The organism is Streptomyces tsukubensis, from assembly GCF_003932715.1.
GTDB lineage: Bacteria > Actinomycetota > Actinomycetes > Streptomycetales > Streptomycetaceae > Streptomyces > Streptomyces tsukubensis.
Map to the genome: position 1 here is coordinate 7,265,583 of NZ_CP020700.1, position 16,467 is coordinate 7,282,049.

General features: G+C 73.4%; 16 protein-coding genes. 5 read left to right on the plus strand and 11 right to left on the minus strand.

Going from position 1 to position 16,467, the window contains the following annotated elements:
- The first annotated feature begins 30 nt into the window (after nt 1–30).
- Nucleotides 31–831: an SAM-dependent methyltransferase gene (locus B7R87_RS30265; RefSeq protein WP_040913076.1), complete on the plus strand. Its 801-nt coding sequence runs from the start codon at nt 31–33 to the stop codon at nt 829–831.
- Nucleotides 832–874: 43 nt separating this feature from the next.
- On the opposite strand, the gene B7R87_RS30270 is transcribed toward B7R87_RS30265, so the two are convergent.
- The 3 genes from B7R87_RS30270 to B7R87_RS30280 form a co-directional block, all read right to left on the minus strand.
- A complete protein-coding gene (locus B7R87_RS30270) occupies nt 875–1,846 on the minus strand; it encodes an NAD(P)-dependent alcohol dehydrogenase (protein ID WP_006345204.1) in 972 nt (323 codons plus the stop codon).
- Nucleotides 1,847–1,921: 75 nt separating this feature from the next.
- Complete coding sequence (locus tag B7R87_RS30275; RefSeq protein WP_198965083.1) at nt 1,922–2,137, minus strand: helix-turn-helix transcriptional regulator; 216 nt, start codon at nt 2,135–2,137, stop codon at nt 1,922–1,924.
- Nucleotides 2,134–2,559, minus strand: a complete 426-nt coding sequence (locus tag B7R87_RS30280; RefSeq protein ID WP_006345202.1) for a hypothetical protein — start codon at nt 2,557–2,559, stop codon at nt 2,134–2,136. Before B7R87_RS30280 ends, B7R87_RS30275 begins: the two co-directional genes overlap by 4 nt.
- 221 nt (nt 2,560–2,780) lie before the next feature.
- Here B7R87_RS30280 and B7R87_RS30285 point away from each other — a divergent pair, with 221 nt between their 5' ends.
- Nucleotides 2,781–2,987: a hypothetical protein gene (locus B7R87_RS30285; protein WP_006345201.1), complete on the plus strand. Its 207-nt coding sequence runs from the start codon at nt 2,781–2,783 to the stop codon at nt 2,985–2,987.
- A 10-nt stretch (nt 2,988–2,997) separates the two neighbouring features.
- On the opposite strand, the gene B7R87_RS30290 is transcribed toward B7R87_RS30285, so the two are convergent.
- Nucleotides 2,998–4,200 carry a YncE family protein gene (locus tag B7R87_RS30290; protein ID WP_391116895.1) on the minus strand — a complete coding sequence of 401 codons (1,203 nt, stop codon included), beginning with the start codon at nt 4,198–4,200 and terminating at the stop codon, nt 2,998–3,000.
- Between the two features lie 321 nt (nt 4,201–4,521).
- Here B7R87_RS30290 and B7R87_RS30295 point away from each other — a divergent pair, with 321 nt between their 5' ends.
- The gene (locus tag B7R87_RS30295) at nt 4,522–5,214 is read left to right on the plus strand and encodes an HNH endonuclease family protein (RefSeq protein ID WP_006345199.1); all 693 of its coding nucleotides are present in this window, start codon (nt 4,522–4,524) and stop codon (nt 5,212–5,214) included.
- Between the two features lie 161 nt (nt 5,215–5,375).
- Nucleotides 5,376–5,954: a DUF2165 domain-containing protein gene (locus B7R87_RS30300; protein ID WP_006345198.1), complete on the plus strand. Its 579-nt coding sequence runs from the start codon at nt 5,376–5,378 to the stop codon at nt 5,952–5,954.
- Nucleotides 5,955–5,992: 38 nt separating this feature from the next.
- Here the strand turns inward: B7R87_RS30300 and B7R87_RS30305 are convergent, their stop codons facing one another.
- The gene (locus B7R87_RS30305) at nt 5,993–6,433 is read right to left on the minus strand and encodes an RNHCP domain-containing protein (RefSeq protein ID WP_006345197.1); all 441 of its coding nucleotides are present in this window, start codon (nt 6,431–6,433) and stop codon (nt 5,993–5,995) included.
- Nucleotides 6,434–6,488: 55 nt separating this feature from the next.
- The gene (locus B7R87_RS30310; RefSeq protein WP_006345196.1) at nt 6,489–6,893 is read right to left on the minus strand and encodes an RNHCP domain-containing protein; all 405 of its coding nucleotides are present in this window, start codon (nt 6,891–6,893) and stop codon (nt 6,489–6,491) included.
- A gap of 1,235 nt (nt 6,894–8,128) precedes the next feature.
- Here B7R87_RS30310 and B7R87_RS30315 point away from each other — a divergent pair.
- Nucleotides 8,129–9,022: a S1 family peptidase gene (locus B7R87_RS30315; RefSeq protein WP_040913065.1), complete on the plus strand. Its 894-nt coding sequence runs from the start codon at nt 8,129–8,131 to the stop codon at nt 9,020–9,022.
- Nucleotides 9,023–9,279: 257 nt separating this feature from the next.
- On the opposite strand, the gene B7R87_RS34205 is transcribed toward B7R87_RS30315, so the two are convergent.
- The 5 genes from B7R87_RS34205 to B7R87_RS30340 all read right to left on the minus strand — a co-directional run bounded on the left by B7R87_RS34205 (nt 9,280) and on the right by B7R87_RS30340 (nt 16,368).
- Complete coding sequence (locus B7R87_RS34205) at nt 9,280–10,545, minus strand: TetR/AcrR family transcriptional regulator (RefSeq protein WP_006345194.1); 1,266 nt, start codon at nt 10,543–10,545, stop codon at nt 9,280–9,282.
- A gap of 226 nt (nt 10,546–10,771) precedes the next feature.
- Nucleotides 10,772–11,848, minus strand: coding sequence for a zinc-binding dehydrogenase (locus B7R87_RS30325; RefSeq protein ID WP_006345193.1), 1,077 nt, complete (start codon nt 11,846–11,848; stop codon nt 10,772–10,774).
- Nucleotides 11,849–11,895: 47 nt separating this feature from the next.
- The gene (locus B7R87_RS30330; RefSeq protein ID WP_040913061.1) at nt 11,896–13,377 is read right to left on the minus strand and encodes an aldehyde dehydrogenase; all 1,482 of its coding nucleotides are present in this window, start codon (nt 13,375–13,377) and stop codon (nt 11,896–11,898) included.
- Nucleotides 13,378–13,430: 53 nt separating this feature from the next.
- Entirely contained in the window at nt 13,431–15,134 is a 1,704-nt protein-coding gene (locus B7R87_RS30335; protein ID WP_006345191.1) for a class I adenylate-forming enzyme family protein, read from the minus strand.
- 250 nt (nt 15,135–15,384) lie between these two features.
- On the minus strand, nt 15,385–16,368 hold the full coding sequence (locus B7R87_RS30340) for an esterase/lipase family protein (RefSeq protein ID WP_130584771.1): 984 nt from the start codon (nt 16,366–16,368) through the stop codon (nt 15,385–15,387).
- Nucleotides 16,369–16,467 lie beyond the last annotated feature (99 nt).

Consider the following 16,467-nt stretch of genomic DNA (forward strand, 5'->3'; position numbering starts at 1 on the left):
TACGGCATGGAGATGCAGGGGGAGACACCGATGGACGCGCAGAAGACCCGGGTGCTGCCGGAGCAGATCGACACCGGCACACCCCATTCGGCGCGCGTCTGGAACTTCTGGCTCGGCGGGCGCGACAACTACGCCGTCGACCGGGCGCTCGGCGCCCGGCTCGGGAAGAGCTATCCGCAGATCGTCGACATCGCGCGGGAGTCGCGGCGGTTCCAGACCCGGGCCGTACGCCATGTGGCCCGGCAGTGGGGTATCCGGCAGTTCCTGGACCTCGGCACCGGGCTGCCCACCGCCGACGCGACGCACGAGACCGCCCAGGACGTCGACCCCGGTGCGCGGATCGTGTACGTCGACAACGACCCGATCGTCCTGGCCCATGCCCGGGCCCTGCTCGTCGGCCACCCCGACGGCGTCACCACCTATGTCCACGCCGACTTCGGCGATGCCGAGACGGTGCTCGCGGAGGCGGCGACCGCGCTGGACCGGGAGCGGCCCGTCGCGGTGATGCTGCTCTCCACCCTGGGGCACATCACGGACGACGACCGGGCCGCCGGACTGATCCGCGCCTATCTCGGGGCCTTTCCGCCGGGGAGCGCGCTGATCCTGTGCGACACGGTGGAGACACCGGAGACCCGGGCCGCTTCGGAGGACTACGCCAGCGGGGGAGCCGCGCCGTACGTGTCACGGCCCGCCGAGACCCTGCGGTCCTTCGGCGACGGGCTCGAACTGGTCGACCCGGGCTTCGGGTCGATCAGCCTGTGGCGCCCCGACGCCCCGCCGTCCGGCACCCCCGTCGACCAGTGGGGCTTCGTCGGGATAACCACCCCTTGACGGCGAGCGGCGAGCGGCGGACGGACGGTCAGGGGATGGGCGGTCAGGGGACGACGATCGCCTTCCCGCAGAGTGCGCCCGCGCGGAAGCGGTCGATCAGCTCCGGTACCTCCGCCAGCGGATGGACCCCGCTGAGCACCGGGGTGAGTTCGCCGCGTTCGGCGAGCCCGGTGACGTACGCGAGGTCCTCCGTCCGCTCCGATGCCATCAGACCGAGCAGCCTGTGGCGGGTGAAGGGGGAGAGCAGGGCGGCGCGGAGCACCCGGTCGGTGCCCCCGAGCAGCCGTCCGGCGGTCTCGCCGCCGACGATGACCAGGGTGCCGCCCGGGGCGAGCATCCGGCGCAGTCCGCGCAGCGGCCGGCTGCCGCCGGTGTCCACGATCAGGTCGTACCGTTCCGGGCGGGCGGTGATGTCCTCGGCGGTGTAGTCGAGTACGGTCTCGGCGCCCAGCGAACGGACCTGCTCCGTCTTGCCGGTGCTGCACACCCCGGTGACCCGCGCGCCCGTGGCCACGGCCAGCTGGACCGCGTACGTCCCCACTCCGCCGCCCGCGCCGATCACCAGCACCCGCATGCCCGCCGCCACCCGGCCCCGGTCGCGGACCGCCTGGAGCGCGGTCACGGCGGAGATCGGGAGCGCCGCGGCCTGTTCGGCGGTGAGCCCGGCGGGCCGCGGCAGCAGCCGGTCCTCGGGGACGGCGGCGTACTCGGCGAACGCCGACTCGCAGTAGCCGAACACCTCGTCACCGGCCTTGAACCGGGTCACCCCCGGGCCGGTCGCCACGACCCGGCCGGCCGCCTCCCGGCCCCGGACCGCGATCCTGGGGGCCCGGAGTCCGTACCCCATCAGCCGCAGCAGCAGGGGCAGCCCCGTCATCAGATGCCACACCCCCGCGTCGAGCCCGGCGGCCGCCACCCGGACGAGCACCTCGCGCTCCCCGGGCTCCGGTTCCGGGATCTCCCGCAGGGCGAGGACACCGGTGTCTCCGTAACGGTTCTGGACGACGGCCTTCATGTGTTCCTCCCGGGGGGAACGGCCCGCCGGAGGGCCCGGCGGGACTTCGACGGACGGGTGCGGGGGCCAGGGGGGTCAGGACTCCGGATACTGGAAGACCTCGTCGAGCGGGACCCCGAAGACCCGCGCGATCCGGAAGGCCGTCTCCAGAGAAGGGGAGTAGCGGCCCTTCTCGATGGCGATCACCGTCTGCCGGGTGACGCCCAGCCGGTCCGCCAGCTCGGCCTGGGTCATATCGCCGTGGGCCGCGCGCAGCGTACGGATGCTGTTGGTGATGCTGGTCGGCTTCACCACGGCAGTCCCCGCCGGTAGGAGACGATCCTGGCCGCCGAGCCGAGCAGGGCGGAGAGCACGAAGGCCAGATACAGGGTCTGCGCGATCCAGAACCGGTCGGCCTCGGCCATCGCGAGGGCGAGCGCCCCGACCGCCCCGACGACGAGGAACGACTGTCCGACGTGCTCGCCGAGCCGGCCGATCTCGCGGTCCCTCATATCGGTCCGGTGTCCCGCACCCGGCGCGATCACCGCGGCGGCGATCTCCAGCAGGACGGCCGCGGCGATCGCGCAGCCGACGGTCCACAGCAGCACCGGCGCATACCGCACGGCGGTCAGCGGCCCGCCGTCCGCCCGGCCGAGGACGACCAGCAGATAGACCGTGTACCCGGCCACCGCCACCAGCGCGGTGATCCAGGCGCGCCGCTCTCCGAGACCCATGACCACACCCCCGTCATGTAAAAGAAACCTGACATGACGACGGTAGGGCCATCCCGGTCCCGAGGTCAAGAATTCTTTACATGGCCGGGGGTGACGTCCGGGGGGCGGGTGCGTCGTCACCCGATCGGACCGGCCCGGGGCGCGGCCCGCACCGGCAGGCGGTCGGCTGCCAGTGCCGGTCCCGTCCGCCGGGCGGGCGCCCCTCGCCGAAGGAGAGCAGCATGCCCACGCAGACCGTCGAGCGCTTCCTCGCCGCCCTGGACCCGGAGCACCGGGACGACGTCGCCCGGCGGCCGCGGGAGGAGCAGGAGCGGCTCGCCGCCGCCTGGGAGTCCGAGCTGGCGAAGGACGACCTCGACACGCTGGACGAACTGTCGCCGCCCGCGGCCGAGCGGGAGGCCGCACGGCGCGTGGTGGCGGGAGAGTAACCCGCCCGGACTACAGCACCGCGATGCCCAGGGGGCGTTCGCCGCCCGGGAGGCGGCGGGTCGCTGCCGTCGTCAGATCCACGACCGTGATGCCGTTCCAGTAGCCGTCGCGGGTGAAGCCGCCCGTCACATAGGCCGTACGGCCGTCCCGGGCCACCGCGACGTCCTCGTGCGGGCCGTCGAGCGGCACGATCCGCTCACGCCCGTCCGCCGTACGGATCGTCAGCGACGCCTCCTCGTCGGACGAGCCGATCGGGCCGGTCCCCACGGCGAGCAGCGTGCCGTCGGGGGTGAGCGCCGCGCCGTGCTGATGGGTGTTCGCGGTCATCCTCTCGACGGTGACCCGCCCGGTCCGGGGGTCCAGCACGGCCAGCCGCTCCCCCTCGAAGGGCAGCAGTAGCCTGCCGTCCTCCCGTACCACCGCGTAGTGCGGCTTGAGCCAGGAGCCGAGACCGCCCTCGGTGCCGTACGGCGCGACCTCGAAGCGCCGGGGCGCGAGGGTACGGGTGTCGACGGCCGTCACATCGAACGAGTCGTGGTTGGTGGCGTACACCGCGGAACCGTCGCGCGCCACGTCCACATCGAAGGGGCGGCGGCCCACGGGGACGGCGGCGACGGTACGGCGGGACGCGGTGTCGATCACCTCCAGGGTCCCCGGCCCGTCGGGCACGTTGACGCCCACGTAGAGCCGCTTGCCGTCGGGGGCGAGCGCGATGCCCATACCGCCGCCCCGGTACTCGCCGCCGGTCACCGGGCCGGTCGCCGTCCGGTACGGGATCCGGCCGAGGCTTTTGCGGGTGCGGGTGTCCACGATCGCGACGCCCTCGGCGGTGGCGACCCACGCCCGGCCGTCCGCGCCCACGGCCAGTCCGTACGGGGCCGTGCCGACCGGCACGGAGCCGAGCGGGCCCCGGGCGGGGTCGACGAAGGTGACGGTGTCGGCGCCGAAGTCCGCGACGAGGAGGGTGCCGGGCGGGGTGCCGGTCCCGGCGGGCAGCGGGGACGGCCGCGGCGCCGATGCCGATGCCGATGCCGGGGCCGGTGGTGCGTCGGCCCCCGGCGCCGGGTCGGCGGACCCCGTACCGGCGCATCCGCTCAGCACCGCGGCGGCGAGAGCGACGGCCACGGCGGTGCGGCGGACCCCCGGGCCGGGGCGGTGTGCTTCCGCCCCGGAGCGGCGGCCGTCGGCGGACGGGGCGTTCTCGGCGTTCACGGGCAGCCTCCTGGGGTCGTGCGGGCGGTGCAGGAGGGCACCGGCCGCCGTGGCCTCCAGCCTGCCCCCGCGGCCACCGGGCGCCCGTCGCCGCTCCGGTCGCCATCCTCTCCCCGGCCGGAGGACGCCCGTGTCGTCCGATCGTCGGATGCGCACCGCCGGGCCGTCCCGGTACTCCCCGGTCACAGGCCCGCTCACCCGCTTGATATGTCATGTGCACGTCGCCATGCTGTTGCCCGGCGCTCACCCCCGAACAACCGTGCGCCTTCAGCATGTTTGTGCGCCAGACGATCGTGCTCCCCCTGTCGAAGGAGTCCCCGCATGTCCGGTAACACCCTGCGCAACCTCATACGCACCTCGCGACCTGTGCGTCACGTCCGTATCGCGCGCCGTACGGGAGCGCTCGCCGCGGCCGGCGCGCTCGCCGCCACCGCTCTTCTCGCGGGCGCCCCCGCCGCCCAGGCCGCCCCGCCCACCCCGGTGAGCGCGGCCACCGCCCGTACCTACCTCGGTCAGCTGGCCGAACGCCCTGAGGGCTCGGGCTCCGGATACAGCCGGGACCTCTTCCCGCACTGGATCACCCAGTCCGGTGCCTGCAACACCCGGGAGACCGTACTCAAGCGGGACGGCACCGGCGTCGTCCAGGACGGGTCCTGCGCCGCCGTCTCCGGCAGCTGGTACTCCGAGTACGACGGGGCGACCTGGTCCGCGGCATCCGACGTGGACATCGACCACGTCGTCGCCCTCGCCGAGGCCTGGCGCTCCGGCGCCGACGCCTGGACCACGACCCAGCGCCGGACCTTCGCCAACGACCTCGCCCGGCCCCAGCTGATCGCCGTCACGGACAACGTCAACCAGGCCAAGTCCGACCTCGACCCCGCCGAATGGCTGCCCCCGCGCACCGCGTACCGCTGCACGTACGCCCGGATGTGGGTCCAGGTGAAGCACCACTACCAGCTGAGCGTCGACACCGCGGAGAAGAACGCGCTGGCCGCCGTGCTCAACGGCTGCTGACGCGCCGTCGCGCGAGCCGCCGTCCGCGCGGCGGACGCCCCGGGCCGCACGGCCGGGGTGAACGGCCCCGTCCCGATGCGGTGTTGGCCACCGCTCCCGGCGTGGCACGATGCCGGCATCCGTGTGCCGAGAGGTGCGCACGGGACGGGAGAGGAGCAGTCGTGACAGACGACGACCGTACGGGGACCGCGGCGGACGGAACCGGCGACAGGGCGTTGGACCGGGTACTCGCCCTCGGCACCCTGCCCGTCGCGGCGGCCGTGCTCACGGCCGTCGTCGCCGGATACATGGCGCTCGTCGCCTTCGGGAACATCACCGACTTCGGGACGAACAGGGAGTTCGTCCGCCATGTGCTGGCGATGGACACCACGTTCCGCGACGAGGACGTCATGTGGCGGGCCGTCGAGTCCCGTACCGTCGCCGATATCGCCTATGTCGCGATCATCGTCTGGGAGACCCTGGCCGCCGTCGTACTGCTCGTGGCGGTGGGGCTGTGGGCCGGGGCGCTGCGCCGCGGCCGCCACCCGGAGCGGGCCCGCCGGGCGACCACCCTGGGCCTGATCATGGTCCTGCTCCTCTTCGGGCTGGGCTTCATCGTCATCGGCGGCGAATGGTTCCAGATGTGGCAGTCCGCCGACTGGAACGGTCTGGAGCCCGCGGGCCGCAATGTGATGGTGGCGGCCTTTGTGCTGATCGTCGTGCATCTGCCCGGCGGGCAGGGCGGGGAGGGGCGGCGCTGAGCCGTCCCCTCCCGGCCCTCACCGGGCGGGCGGAACCCTCAGAGGGTGAGCAGTGCCCGGAACGGCGCACCGCTGTCCGCGAGGGGGCGGGTCGCCAGCCTGATCAGGGGGAGCGGATGGTCGTCCCCGGCGATCCGGTTGGCGCTGAGCCCCTCGCAGGACAGACAGAGGTGGATGATCAGCCACTCGCCGTCCGGCCGGACCGACAGCCCGACGGCCGTCATCCGGCCCCGGCACGCCGAGGCGCGGTCGCCCGGTATCCGGGCGTCCAGATGCAGGCTCGCCAGACACTGGGGGCAGTGGTTGCGGTGGGCGGTGCCGGGGGCGTCCACGGACACGTCCAGCCGGCACGCGACACAGCGGAACGACTCGCCCCGCTCGCCGCCGCGGCCGTGCAGGACGTCCTTGGGCCGCTGGCGGCGCGGCCCCCGCTGCCGTCCGCGGCCGCCGTCGTCCGGCCCGCCGGCGGCTCTTCTCATCCGTCGTGGCACGAGAGCTCTTCCTTTCCTGGAGTGAGCGGGTGGGGAGGCGGGTTCACAGTTCGCCGAAGACTTCGAGCGGGAACGGCGGGGAAGCCAGTGGCCTGACCGCCATCCGCATCAGGATCAGATGGTTGTCGTCGGGGCTGATCGGACTGGACGTCAGTTCGCCGCAGCGGGTGCAGCGGTGGACGACGGTCCAGTCGCCCCCGCGCAGTACGGCGATGGCGATGGGGCTCATCCGCGACCGGCAGTCGGACGGGCCGCCGTCCACGTGGCCGTCGAGGTGCTGCGAGTGCAGACAACTCGGGCAGTGGTTGCGGACGGCGCCGTCGGGGTCGAGGACGCCGACGGTCAGCCCGCAGCGCACACAGGTGAAGGTGTTGGTGCGCTGCACGGGGTGCGGCCGTGGTGCGGAACGGTGGCCGGACGGATGGTGCGGACCCTGGTGGGTGGACACGGTGGTCTCTCCTGGCTGGATGCATGGGCGATGACAGCGCGAGGAGGCCGGGCGGCACTCGGGGAGCGATGGCCGGAGCGGTCCGCGGACGGCGTACGGGGGCGGCCGGATGCGGGGCGCACCACGGCAGCCGTACGGCGACGGCGGACGGAAAGGGGCCGGCGGGACACCGGAGGGCGGGCGGAAGGACCCGTACGACGGGTACCGGCGGAGCGGCCGGGGACCGATCGGTCCCGGACGTCCGCAGGGGACGGTCGGGGGGTCAGCTGCCGGACGCGCTCATGGTGTTACGAGGCACGCTCGGCCCGGGCCGGGGCATACATCAGGCCTTTCCAGGGCCGTGAGGCCCGAACAGTGATACCCCGAACGGGGTGCCACAACAGCGAGGACGCCCCACCGCAGGGCGCGCCGGAACGCTAACAGGCAGGTGGAGCGGCGGACAACGGATTTTCCGGCGCGGTCACTCCGGTCCCGTACGGCGCTCCGAACCCCTCAGACCCTGCCGTGTTCGCGCACGGTCGGCGGGAAATCGGCGGCTGCCGCGGGGAAGTGGCAGAACTGGACACGGCGCCGGTGAGGTAAGAAGGTCAATCCGCCCATACGGGCACCGGGGGCGTCGGGGTGCCGGGATATTTTTTGCCGCCACCGCGTCGGAGCGGGGCGCCGGTCTCCGCGGTGCCGCTGCGGGTGTTGGGGCCCCCGGGGCAGAAGACCTGTGTATGTGTTCTGCATCACAAGGCAGAGCGGAATCCTTTGCCGTGCCTTGGTGAACCGGACTCGCGTTCCTTGCGTGGGGGAAAGGGGTCGCTTCACGTCGGCCCGCCTTCGCCGCCCTGAGCTGCCGGTGCCGGGCGCCCGCTGCCGCCGCCGGGCCCATGGCGGCCCCCGGGCCCGTGCGCGGGCGGGGCGCCGCGACGGTCGGCTAGCGGAACGGGGAAAGCGGTTGCTCGTGAAAGCGGGCGGCCCCTGTGCCGCGGTTCCGCCCCGCGGCCGCCGTCGGGCCGGGGCAAGAGCGTGTTCCTGCCATCAGTGACCGAGTGTGTGCGGTCATGAGCGGCGCGTCCAAAAGTCGAGCTTGTTGCAGAGGGCCGATCCGGCCCAGGATCCCCATCACGTGATTTGGCAGGCACATGACCGAAGCATGGTCTCCGGGTCCGCCGGTCGCGTACTGAGGGGCCCGTACACCGGACGGGCCCCGGACTCCCGATGGAGGATCCGTGAAGGTCAAGTCGCTGCTGTCACCCCTCGTCAAGCGGCCCGTCGGCCGAAGAGGCTCCGCCGCCGTGATCGCCGGTCTGGCGACCATCGCCGCCCTCGTCGCCCCCACCGCGGTGGCCGCCGAAGCACCCGCGGGCAAGGCGTCCGCCGCCCAGTTGGCCACGGCCAGCAAGGCCGTGCTCACCGCCGATGTGGCGGGCACCGCGTGGTACACCGACAAGGCGTCGGGCAAGATCGTCGTCACCGCCGACAGCACGGTCTCCCAGGCGGCGATAGCCAAGATCAAGAAGACCGCCGGTTCCCAGGCGGGCAATCTGGTCGTCAAGCGCACCCCCGGCAAGATCAGCCGGCTGATCGCGGGCGGCGAGGCCATCACCTCCGCCGGTGTGCGCTGTTCCCTCGGCTTCAACGTCATCGGCCCCGGCGGCTACCACGCCCTGACCGCGGGTCACTGCACCGTGGGCCGCCCGAGCTGGAGCATCGGCACCACCGTCACCTCGCCGAACCAGCAGGTCTTCCCGGTCTACGACCACGGCGTCATCCGTCACTCCAACCCGGCCGCCGCCGACGGCCGGGTCTACCTGTACAACGGCACCTACCGCGACATCATCAACTCCGGATACCCCAGCGTCGGCACGCGCATCGAGCGCTCCGGCAGCACCACCGGCTACCGCACCGGCAGCGTCACCGCCCTCAACGTGACCGTCAACTACGGCGGCGGGCAACTGGTCTACAACACGATCCAGACCAACGCCTGTGCCCAGCCCGGTGACAGCGGTGGCCCGCTGTTCACCGGCAACACCGCCCTCGGGCTGCTCTCCGGCGGCAGCGGCAACTGCTCCATCGGCGGCACCACCTTCTACGAGCCGGTGCAGCGGCCGCTGAGCCTGTACGGCTACAGCGTCTTCTAGGCACTCCCCGCAGCACGGAGGTACGGACCGCCGGTGGCCACGGACCCGTCAGGGCGTGACACCGGCGGTACGGCCCCGGTGCACGACCGGGCGCGGAACGGACCGCGGCCGGACCGGCGGACCCCGACTCGGGCGGGCCGGTGCGAGAAGGGGCGCACACCCCCGGCCCTTCTCGCACCGCCCGCCTCGTCCGCGTTCCGGGGGCCGGGCGGCGCGCCCGGAACAGTGCGGAACGCCCCGGGACCGCCGGGACGGGGTCAGTGCGACCGCAGCAGAGCCGTACCGAGCTCCACGAGCCGGTCACCGAGATCCGGCCGGGCACCCAGCCGTCCCGTCCGCACCGTGTTGTCCACCACCGTCAGCACCGCGCTGACCACGATCCGGGCCTCCGCCGGATCGGTGCCGGGCCGGGTCTCCTCGTAGAGCCGCCCCCACAGCGCCAGATACTCGCGCTGCGCCTGACGGGACGACCGGCGCTCCTTCTCGGGCAACTGGTCCAGCTCACCGAGGATCAGCCCGATCAGATGCCCGTGCCCGAGCGCGAAGTCGACGTACGAGCGCAGCAGCCGGACCAGCGTCTCCTCGGGAGTGCCCGGCGTCCGCAGCGCCCGCTCGGTCCCGGCCCGCCGCTGCTCGCCACCCCGGACGACCCCGGCGATCAGCAGATCGGTCTTGGTGGGGAAGTGCTTGTAGATACTGGGGCCCGAGGCTCCCGCCGCCTCCCCGATGTCGTCGGTGCTCACCGACTGGAAGCCCCGCTCGTCGAAGAGCCGGATCGCGGCGCCCAGGATCTCCTCGCGCCGGGAGACCGCGAGTGCCGCGTACGCCCCCGGCCCGGCCGTCGCTCCGCCGCCTTCCGCCGCGGCATCCGCGGTGCCCAGTTCGCAGCGGACCGCCGCGGACGCCAGCCGCCGCAGCACTTCCTCGAACCGCCGGCGCGGCAGCGAGGTCCGGTGCCACGAGATGGACCCGGCCACCGAGAGCACCGCCCAGGCGAGCAGGGTGCGGTCCTCGGCGGTCAGCTCCGGGCGCTCGGTGCCGATGAGTTCACCGAGCCGCCCCGCCGCCGCGCTGAGCTCCTGCCGCGACCGCTCCCGGTGCTCCTCGGGCAGATGACGGGCCTCCCGCTGCCAGATCACGGCCGCGCCCCGGCGTTCGATGCTGTGGGCGGCGGCCGCGGCGAGATACGCGTCGAGGTCCGTGGCGTCGGAGGTGGCCGCGGTGACCGTCCCGACGGTCCGGTCGACGACCTGCGCCAGCAGATCCGGCTTGCCGCGGAAGTGGCGGTACAGCGCGGGCGCGGTGATCCCCACGGCTCCGGCGACATCGGCCACCGAGACATTGTGGTAGCCCCGGTCGCGGAAGAGCTCCGCGGCGGCCGTGACGATCCGTTCCTTGCGGTCCGGCGGCCTGCGCGTGACCGCGCGCCGGGTGCTCCCGGCCCGTACGGCCGACCGTCCCCCGCCCGGCTCGGCCGTTGCGGGGGAGGTACGGGGACCCGTGCGGTCGGCGGCGTCGTTCATCCGCACAACGTACCCCAATCGGTGGCTGCGGTGACCCGTTCTTCACCTGTGGTCGGCGGGTCCGGGAGGGCGCTCCGGCTCCAGGAGCCTTGTCCGGACGGGAGTCGCGGCGGAACGTCCCGAGGGAAGTGAAGCGGACATAACGTCGGGCCCGGTGTTCCGGGGTGCGGCAGGTCCGGACCGCCGCCGCGGTCCGGACCGGGTTCCCGCCGCCGCGGGCGGTCCGTCAGACGATGTCGACGACCGTGCGCAGCGCCTCGCCGGAGTGCATCTGGCGGATCGCCTCGTTGATCCCGTCCAGCGGGACGTGGTGGGTGATCATCGACTCCAGGTCGATCCGGCCCGACCGCCACAGCCGGGTGATGGTGGCGTACGTCCGCCGGATGTCGCCGCCGCCGTAGAACGACGGCAGTACCTTCTTCTCGTTCATCACCAGTTCGGCGAGGTTGAGGTCGGTGAGGTCGCTCCGGCTGCCCGCGCCGACCAGACAGACCGTGCCGCCGGGCCGGGCCGCGTCGTAGGCGGCACGAAGGGTTCCCGGCCGGCCGACGGCCTCGAAGGAGTAGTCCGCGCCGAGGCCCCCGGTGGCCCGCTTGACGGCCTCGGCCAGTTCCTCCGGAGCGACCGCCTCGTCCGCGCCGAAGCCGAGCGCCATGCGCCGCCGGTTGGCCGTCGGGTCGACCGCGATGATCCGGGCGGCCCCCGCGACCCGGGCGCCCTGGAGGATGCTCACCCCGACGCCGCCGAGACCGATGACGACGACCGTCGAACCGGGCCGTACCCGTGCCGTGTTCAGGGCGGCACCGATCCCGGTGGTCACCCCGCAGCCGATCAGCGCGGCGATGTCGTACGGCATGTCGTCGGGCACCGGGATCGCGGCGTACCCGGCTATCACGGTCTCCTCGGCGAAGGTCCCGGCGCCCATCATGCCGGGCAGCGGACGGTCCCCGGCCCGGAAGTTGGGGACGGCGAGATTGCCGAAACCGCTGCGGCACAGATGGGTGTCACCGGTCGCGCAGACGGCGCATGTGTCGCAGGGCGGCATCCAGCAGACGATGACCCGGTCGCCCGGCTTCACATGGGTGACGCCCTCGCCGACCTCGACGACCTCGCCCGCGCCCTCGTGTCCGGGCACGAAGGGCGCCGGATGGGCCAGTACCCCGCTCATCGCGGACAGGTCCGAGTGGCAGAGCCCGGCCCGGTGCATCCGGACCCGGACCCGGCCCGGCCCGAAGGAGACCGGGGTCACCTCGGTGACATCGAGGTTCTCGTCCCCGGTGGTGTGAAGAACGGCTGCGCGCATGAAACGTCTCCCGGTGTACGGAGTGGATGAACGATGGGTCGGGGAAATCAGGCCGACGGGGCCGGGGCCGGGGCGGCGGGCTGCGGCAGATTGACCGTCTGGTACTCGACGTACGCCGACAGTCCCTCCGGGCCGAACTCGCGTCCGATCCCGGAGTTCTTGAAGCCGCCGAACGGCGCGGCGAGGTCGAGCCGGAAGCCGTTGACGGAGATCGTGCCGGTGCGCACCCGGCGGGCCACCCGCGCCGCCCGCTCCGGGTCGGCGGAGAACACCGCGCCGGAGAGCCCGTACGCGGAGTCGTTGGCGATCGCCACCGCCTCGTCCTCGGTCTCGTACCGGATCAGACAGACCACCGGGCCGAAGATCTCCTCCCGGGCCACCCGCATATCGTTGGTGACATCGCCGAGCAGGGTCGGGGACACGTACCAGCCGGTGGTGCGGTCCTCGGGCACTCCGCCGCCGGTGAGGACGGTCGCGCCCTCCTTCTTCCCGGTCTCTATCCAGTCGAGGTTGCGCTGCTGCTGGGCCCGGCTCACCATCGGGCCGACGACCGTCTGCGGGTCGGCCGGGTCGCCGACCCGCAGCCCGGCGAAGGCCCGGCCGAGCGCGGCGGCCACCGCGTCGTAGCGGGACGAGTGGACCAGGACCCGGGTCAGCGCGACACAGGCCTGGCCGCTGTTGGCGGCGCAGGTGCCCGCGACGATCGCGGGCAGGGCCACGGCGAGGTCGGCGTCGTCGAGGAGGATCGCCGCCGATTTGCCGCCGAGTTCGAGGGAGACCCGGGTCAGCCGTTCGGCGGCGGCGGCCATCACGGCCCTGCCCGCGGCCACCGAACCGGTGAACGCGATCTTGTCGACGCCGGGGTGGGCCACCAGCGCGGCGCCGGTCTCCCGGCCGCCGGTGACGACGGAGAGCACGCCGTCGGGCAGCCCCGCCTCCGCGCACAGCTCCGCCAGCCAGTTGGCGTCGAGCGGGGTCTCGGCGGCGGGCTTGAGGACCACGGTGCAGCCGGTGAGCAGGGCGGGTGCCAGTTTGGCGGCGATCGTCAGCTGCGGCACGTTCCACGGGGTGACCGCGGCAACCACGCCGACCGGCTCCCGGCGCACCAGGACCGGCCCCCCGGTGCCGGTCCGCTCCTCCTCCGCCACAAACCCCTCGGCGGCGGCCAGCGCGGCCCCGAACGCACCGACGGCGGAGAGCGCCTGGCCGCGGACCGAGAACAGCATCGGCGAGCCGTTCTGAAGGCTGACCAGCTCGGCGAGCTCCTGGTGGCGGGCGGCCAGCAGATCGCGGATCCGGGCGACCACCGCCACCCGTTCGGCCTGCGGGAGGCGCGGCCAGGGGCCGTGGTCGAAGGCCTCACGGGCCGCCGTGACGGCCCGGTCGACGTCCTCGGGCCCGGCCTCCGGGACCCGGCCGACGATCCGCTCGGTCACCGGGGACACGATCTCGACGGTCCCGGATCCCGAGGGGGCGGTCCACCGGCCGCCGATGAACAGCTTGTCGTACTCCACTGGTGCGGTGGTCATGCGGAACTCCTCGGTACGGCGGAACGGTGGTGAGGGTGAAGGGACAAGCAGGCTCAGCAGGCCCCGGCGGCGGGGTCCAGCCTGCGGCGGAGCTCGGTCTTGAGGACCTTGCCGGTCGGTGTCAGCGGCAGTGCGTCGACCAGACGCGCCTCGCGGACCCGCTGGTACGGCGCGACCCGCTCGGCGACATGAGCCAGCAGTTCGTCGATGAAGGCGTCGGAGTGCGCCGCCCGGTCCCGGGCGGCGGGTTCGAGGACCACGAAGGCGACGGGGATCTCCCCGGCGACCGGATCGGGCCGTCCGACGACGGACGCCTGGGAGACCGCGGGGTGCGAGCAGAGCACGTCCTCCAGTGGCTGCGGATAGACGTTGTAGCCCTTGTAGATCAGCATGTCCTTGGCCCGGCCCACCAGGAACAGGAATCCGTCGGTGTCCAGCCGCCCGATATCGCCGGTGCGCAGCCAGCCGTCCACGAACTGCTCGGCCGTCAGCCCGGGTTCGTCCTGGTAGCCGTCCGTGACCTGGGGGCCGCGTACCCAGATCTCGCCCGCTTCCCCGACCGGGCGGACGGTGGTCCCGTCCTCGGCGCGGATCTCCAACTCGGTCCCGGGGACCGCCGAACCGACGGACCCCTCGGGCGGCCGGACGCCCGGGGCCGCCATCGTCACGCCCATGGTCGCCTCGCTCAGCCCGTACCCCTCGTTGACGGCGGCGTTCGGCAGCGCGGCGCGGAGCCGGGCGAGGGCGCCCGGGTCGATCGGCGCGGCCCCCGAGGTGACCATCCGCACGGACGACAGATCGCGCCTGCCCAGCTCGGGGCTGCGCAGCATCGCGTAGTACATGGCGGGGGAACCGGAGATATGGGTGACGCCGTGGGACTCGATGTCCTGAAGGAAGCGGTCGGCGTCGAACCGGCCGCCGGTGATCACACAGACGGCGCCGAGCAGGGTGTTGGAGTTGTGGCCGATCAGCCCGAGCCCGTGGAAGAGGGGAGCGACGGCGATGTTCACACAGTCGCCCGGAACGATGCTCTGGTCCAGCGCGTCGGCCGACCGTTCGAGCCGCAGGCCGCCGTTCTCGTCGAGGAAGAACCGCGAGCAGGAGCGCAGGGGCACGGACTGGAGCACGTTGGCGACGATGTTGCGGTGAAGGACCCGGACGGCCTTGGTGCGCCCGGTGGTGCCGCCGGTGAGCTGGAGGTGGGCGACCAGATCCGGGTCGGGACGGTAGCCGTCGAGGGGGGCCGCGGCCAGCAGCGCGGCGAGCGGAATCCAGGTCCCGGGCAGTTCCGTGTCGTCGGGGGCGGGGCTGACGGCGGTGCCGGGGACGTGGATCACCGGTCCGGCCGCGGTGAGCACCTGCGCGGTCGCCGCGGAAACGGCGGCCGACGGATGGGTGAAGACGGCCCGGGCCCCGCAGTCGGCCAGCTGGCTGCGGAGCGCCTCGGGCGGCTGCGCCGGGTTGAGGGGCGCGACGGTCAGCCCGGCACAGAGCGCCCCGTAGTAGGCGACGACGTACCAGAGGGTGTTGGGCAGGTGCATGGCGACGACATCGCCGGGGCCCAGCCCTCGGGCGCGCAGTCCGCCGGCCACCCTCAGGGCCGCGTCGTGCAGTTCGGCGTAGGTCAGTGTCTCCGCGCCGTCGCGCAGGGCGATGCGCTCGGGGTACGCACCGGCCGAGCCGGTCAGGAAGGCGTCGGCGCCGACCCGGGGCAGCTCGGGGAGGGAGGTCGGATACGGGGGCCGGGCAGGGGTCACGGGTTCTCCTGGTGACTGGCGGAAGGAGTTGGTCCGGTGCGCGTTCAGTGAACAGTCGATAGCTGCTATGTCTCGCAAGTGCCCAGGGGAAACAGGGCTGTTGGCGAGTGAAAGCCGAGGAAATGGTGGCTTTTCGGGCTGCTTGATAGAGACGAAGTTAATTCACGCTAACGGCTCTGTCCATGGTTGTCGCGAGATCTTTCGGGCCGGGCGGCCGGCGGGGCAGACCGGCCCGGCCGCCCGGCGGTCCTCAGGACGCGTACGGGCGCAGCGGCGGCTCGTCGCGGACCCGGGGAGCGGTCGCCGCGGCCGTGGCGGCGGCCGGTGCGACCACGGCCGCCGCGTACGCGATATCGGCCGCGCCGACCCCGGGGAGATAGGGGGCGCCGAGGCAGGCGCCCGCCGGCAGCCGCCCGGGATCGGCCGGACCCGGGCGGTCCAGGGCGTCGCGGACCAGCCGGAAGGTCACGGAGTCGTAGACGAGCCCGATATGGGTCACCAGCCGCACCCCGCACACGTCCTGCACCTTGATGTTGCGCGCGCCCTGCCGTACCGACGTCCGGTACGGGGTGACCACCAGGTCGTCACGGGTGTAAATGCCGGTGTACGACACGTCGCCGGGCGTCGGATCGCCGGAGTTCAGGGCCTTCAGGAACGCCGATCCCGGGCTCATCTGGTGCAGCGCCGGGGCGCAGGACAGGATGCACGCCAGACCTCCGGCCGCCGCCCCGTACTCGGGAGTGCCGAGGCTGACCACGTCGTCGACGGAGCCGCGCAGCGACGGCCAGTAGGTCAGCGCCCAGCGCAGCTGGAGTCCGCCCTGGCTGTGCCCGATCGCGTCGACCTTGCGGCCGGTGGCCGCGCGCATCGTGGTCAGGGCGTGGACGACGTACTCGGCGGACTCCTGGACGTCCACCAGGGACCGGCCGGGGAGATCGACCGTGCAGACGTCGTAGCCCAGTTCGCTCAGGGCGGGGGCGTAGTTCCAGCCCCAGTTGAGATCGGCGTCGACCCCGGTCCCGTGGACCAGCAGCACGGCGTCCCGCGCGGAGCCGCCGAGGTCCGGCGGGCAGTCGAGGGCCGCGGCCAGCCGGTCGGCGGGGACGCTCAGCGGCGGGTCCCCCATCGGGGTCGCCGCACTGGGGGCGGCGGGGGACAGGGTGAGCAGGGCGGCGCAGAGCGCGCCGAGGGCGCGCCATCGCAGGGGGCGGGGAGCCGGTGCGGCGGTCGGCATGGAGGACTCCTTTGTCCGGTGCGTACGGGGTGGCCGGAGCCGATCTGTTCGGGGGCGGGGGCGGGGGCGGTGGTACGGCGTGCGGCGTCCGGGGGCCGT

Coding starts and splice junctions, on each gene's coding strand:
- B7R87_RS30340 (WP_130584771.1), bottom strand. CDS start 16,368: ATGCCGACCGCCGCACCGGCTCCCCGCCCCCTGCGATGGCGCGCCCTC.
- B7R87_RS30285 (WP_006345201.1), top strand. CDS start 2,781: ATGCCCACGCAGACCGTCGAGCGCTTCCTCGCCGCCCTGGACCCGGAG.
- B7R87_RS30330 (WP_040913061.1), bottom strand. CDS start 13,377: ATGACCACCGCACCAGTGGAGTACGACAAGCTGTTCATCGGCGGCCGG.
- B7R87_RS30305 (WP_006345197.1), bottom strand. CDS start 6,433: ATGAGAAGAGCCGCCGGCGGGCCGGACGACGGCGGCCGCGGACGGCAG.
- B7R87_RS30295 (WP_006345199.1), top strand. CDS start 4,522: ATGTCCGGTAACACCCTGCGCAACCTCATACGCACCTCGCGACCTGTG.
- B7R87_RS34205 (WP_006345194.1), bottom strand. CDS start 10,545: ATGAACGACGCCGCCGACCGCACGGGTCCCCGTACCTCCCCCGCAACG.
- B7R87_RS30325 (WP_006345193.1), bottom strand. CDS start 11,848: ATGCGCGCAGCCGTTCTTCACACCACCGGGGACGAGAACCTCGATGTC.
- B7R87_RS30265 (WP_040913076.1), top strand. CDS start 31: ATGGACGCGCAGAAGACCCGGGTGCTGCCGGAGCAGATCGACACCGGC.
- B7R87_RS30280 (WP_006345202.1), bottom strand. CDS start 2,559: ATGGGTCTCGGAGAGCGGCGCGCCTGGATCACCGCGCTGGTGGCGGTG.
- B7R87_RS30270 (WP_006345204.1), bottom strand. CDS start 1,846: ATGAAGGCCGTCGTCCAGAACCGTTACGGAGACACCGGTGTCCTCGCC.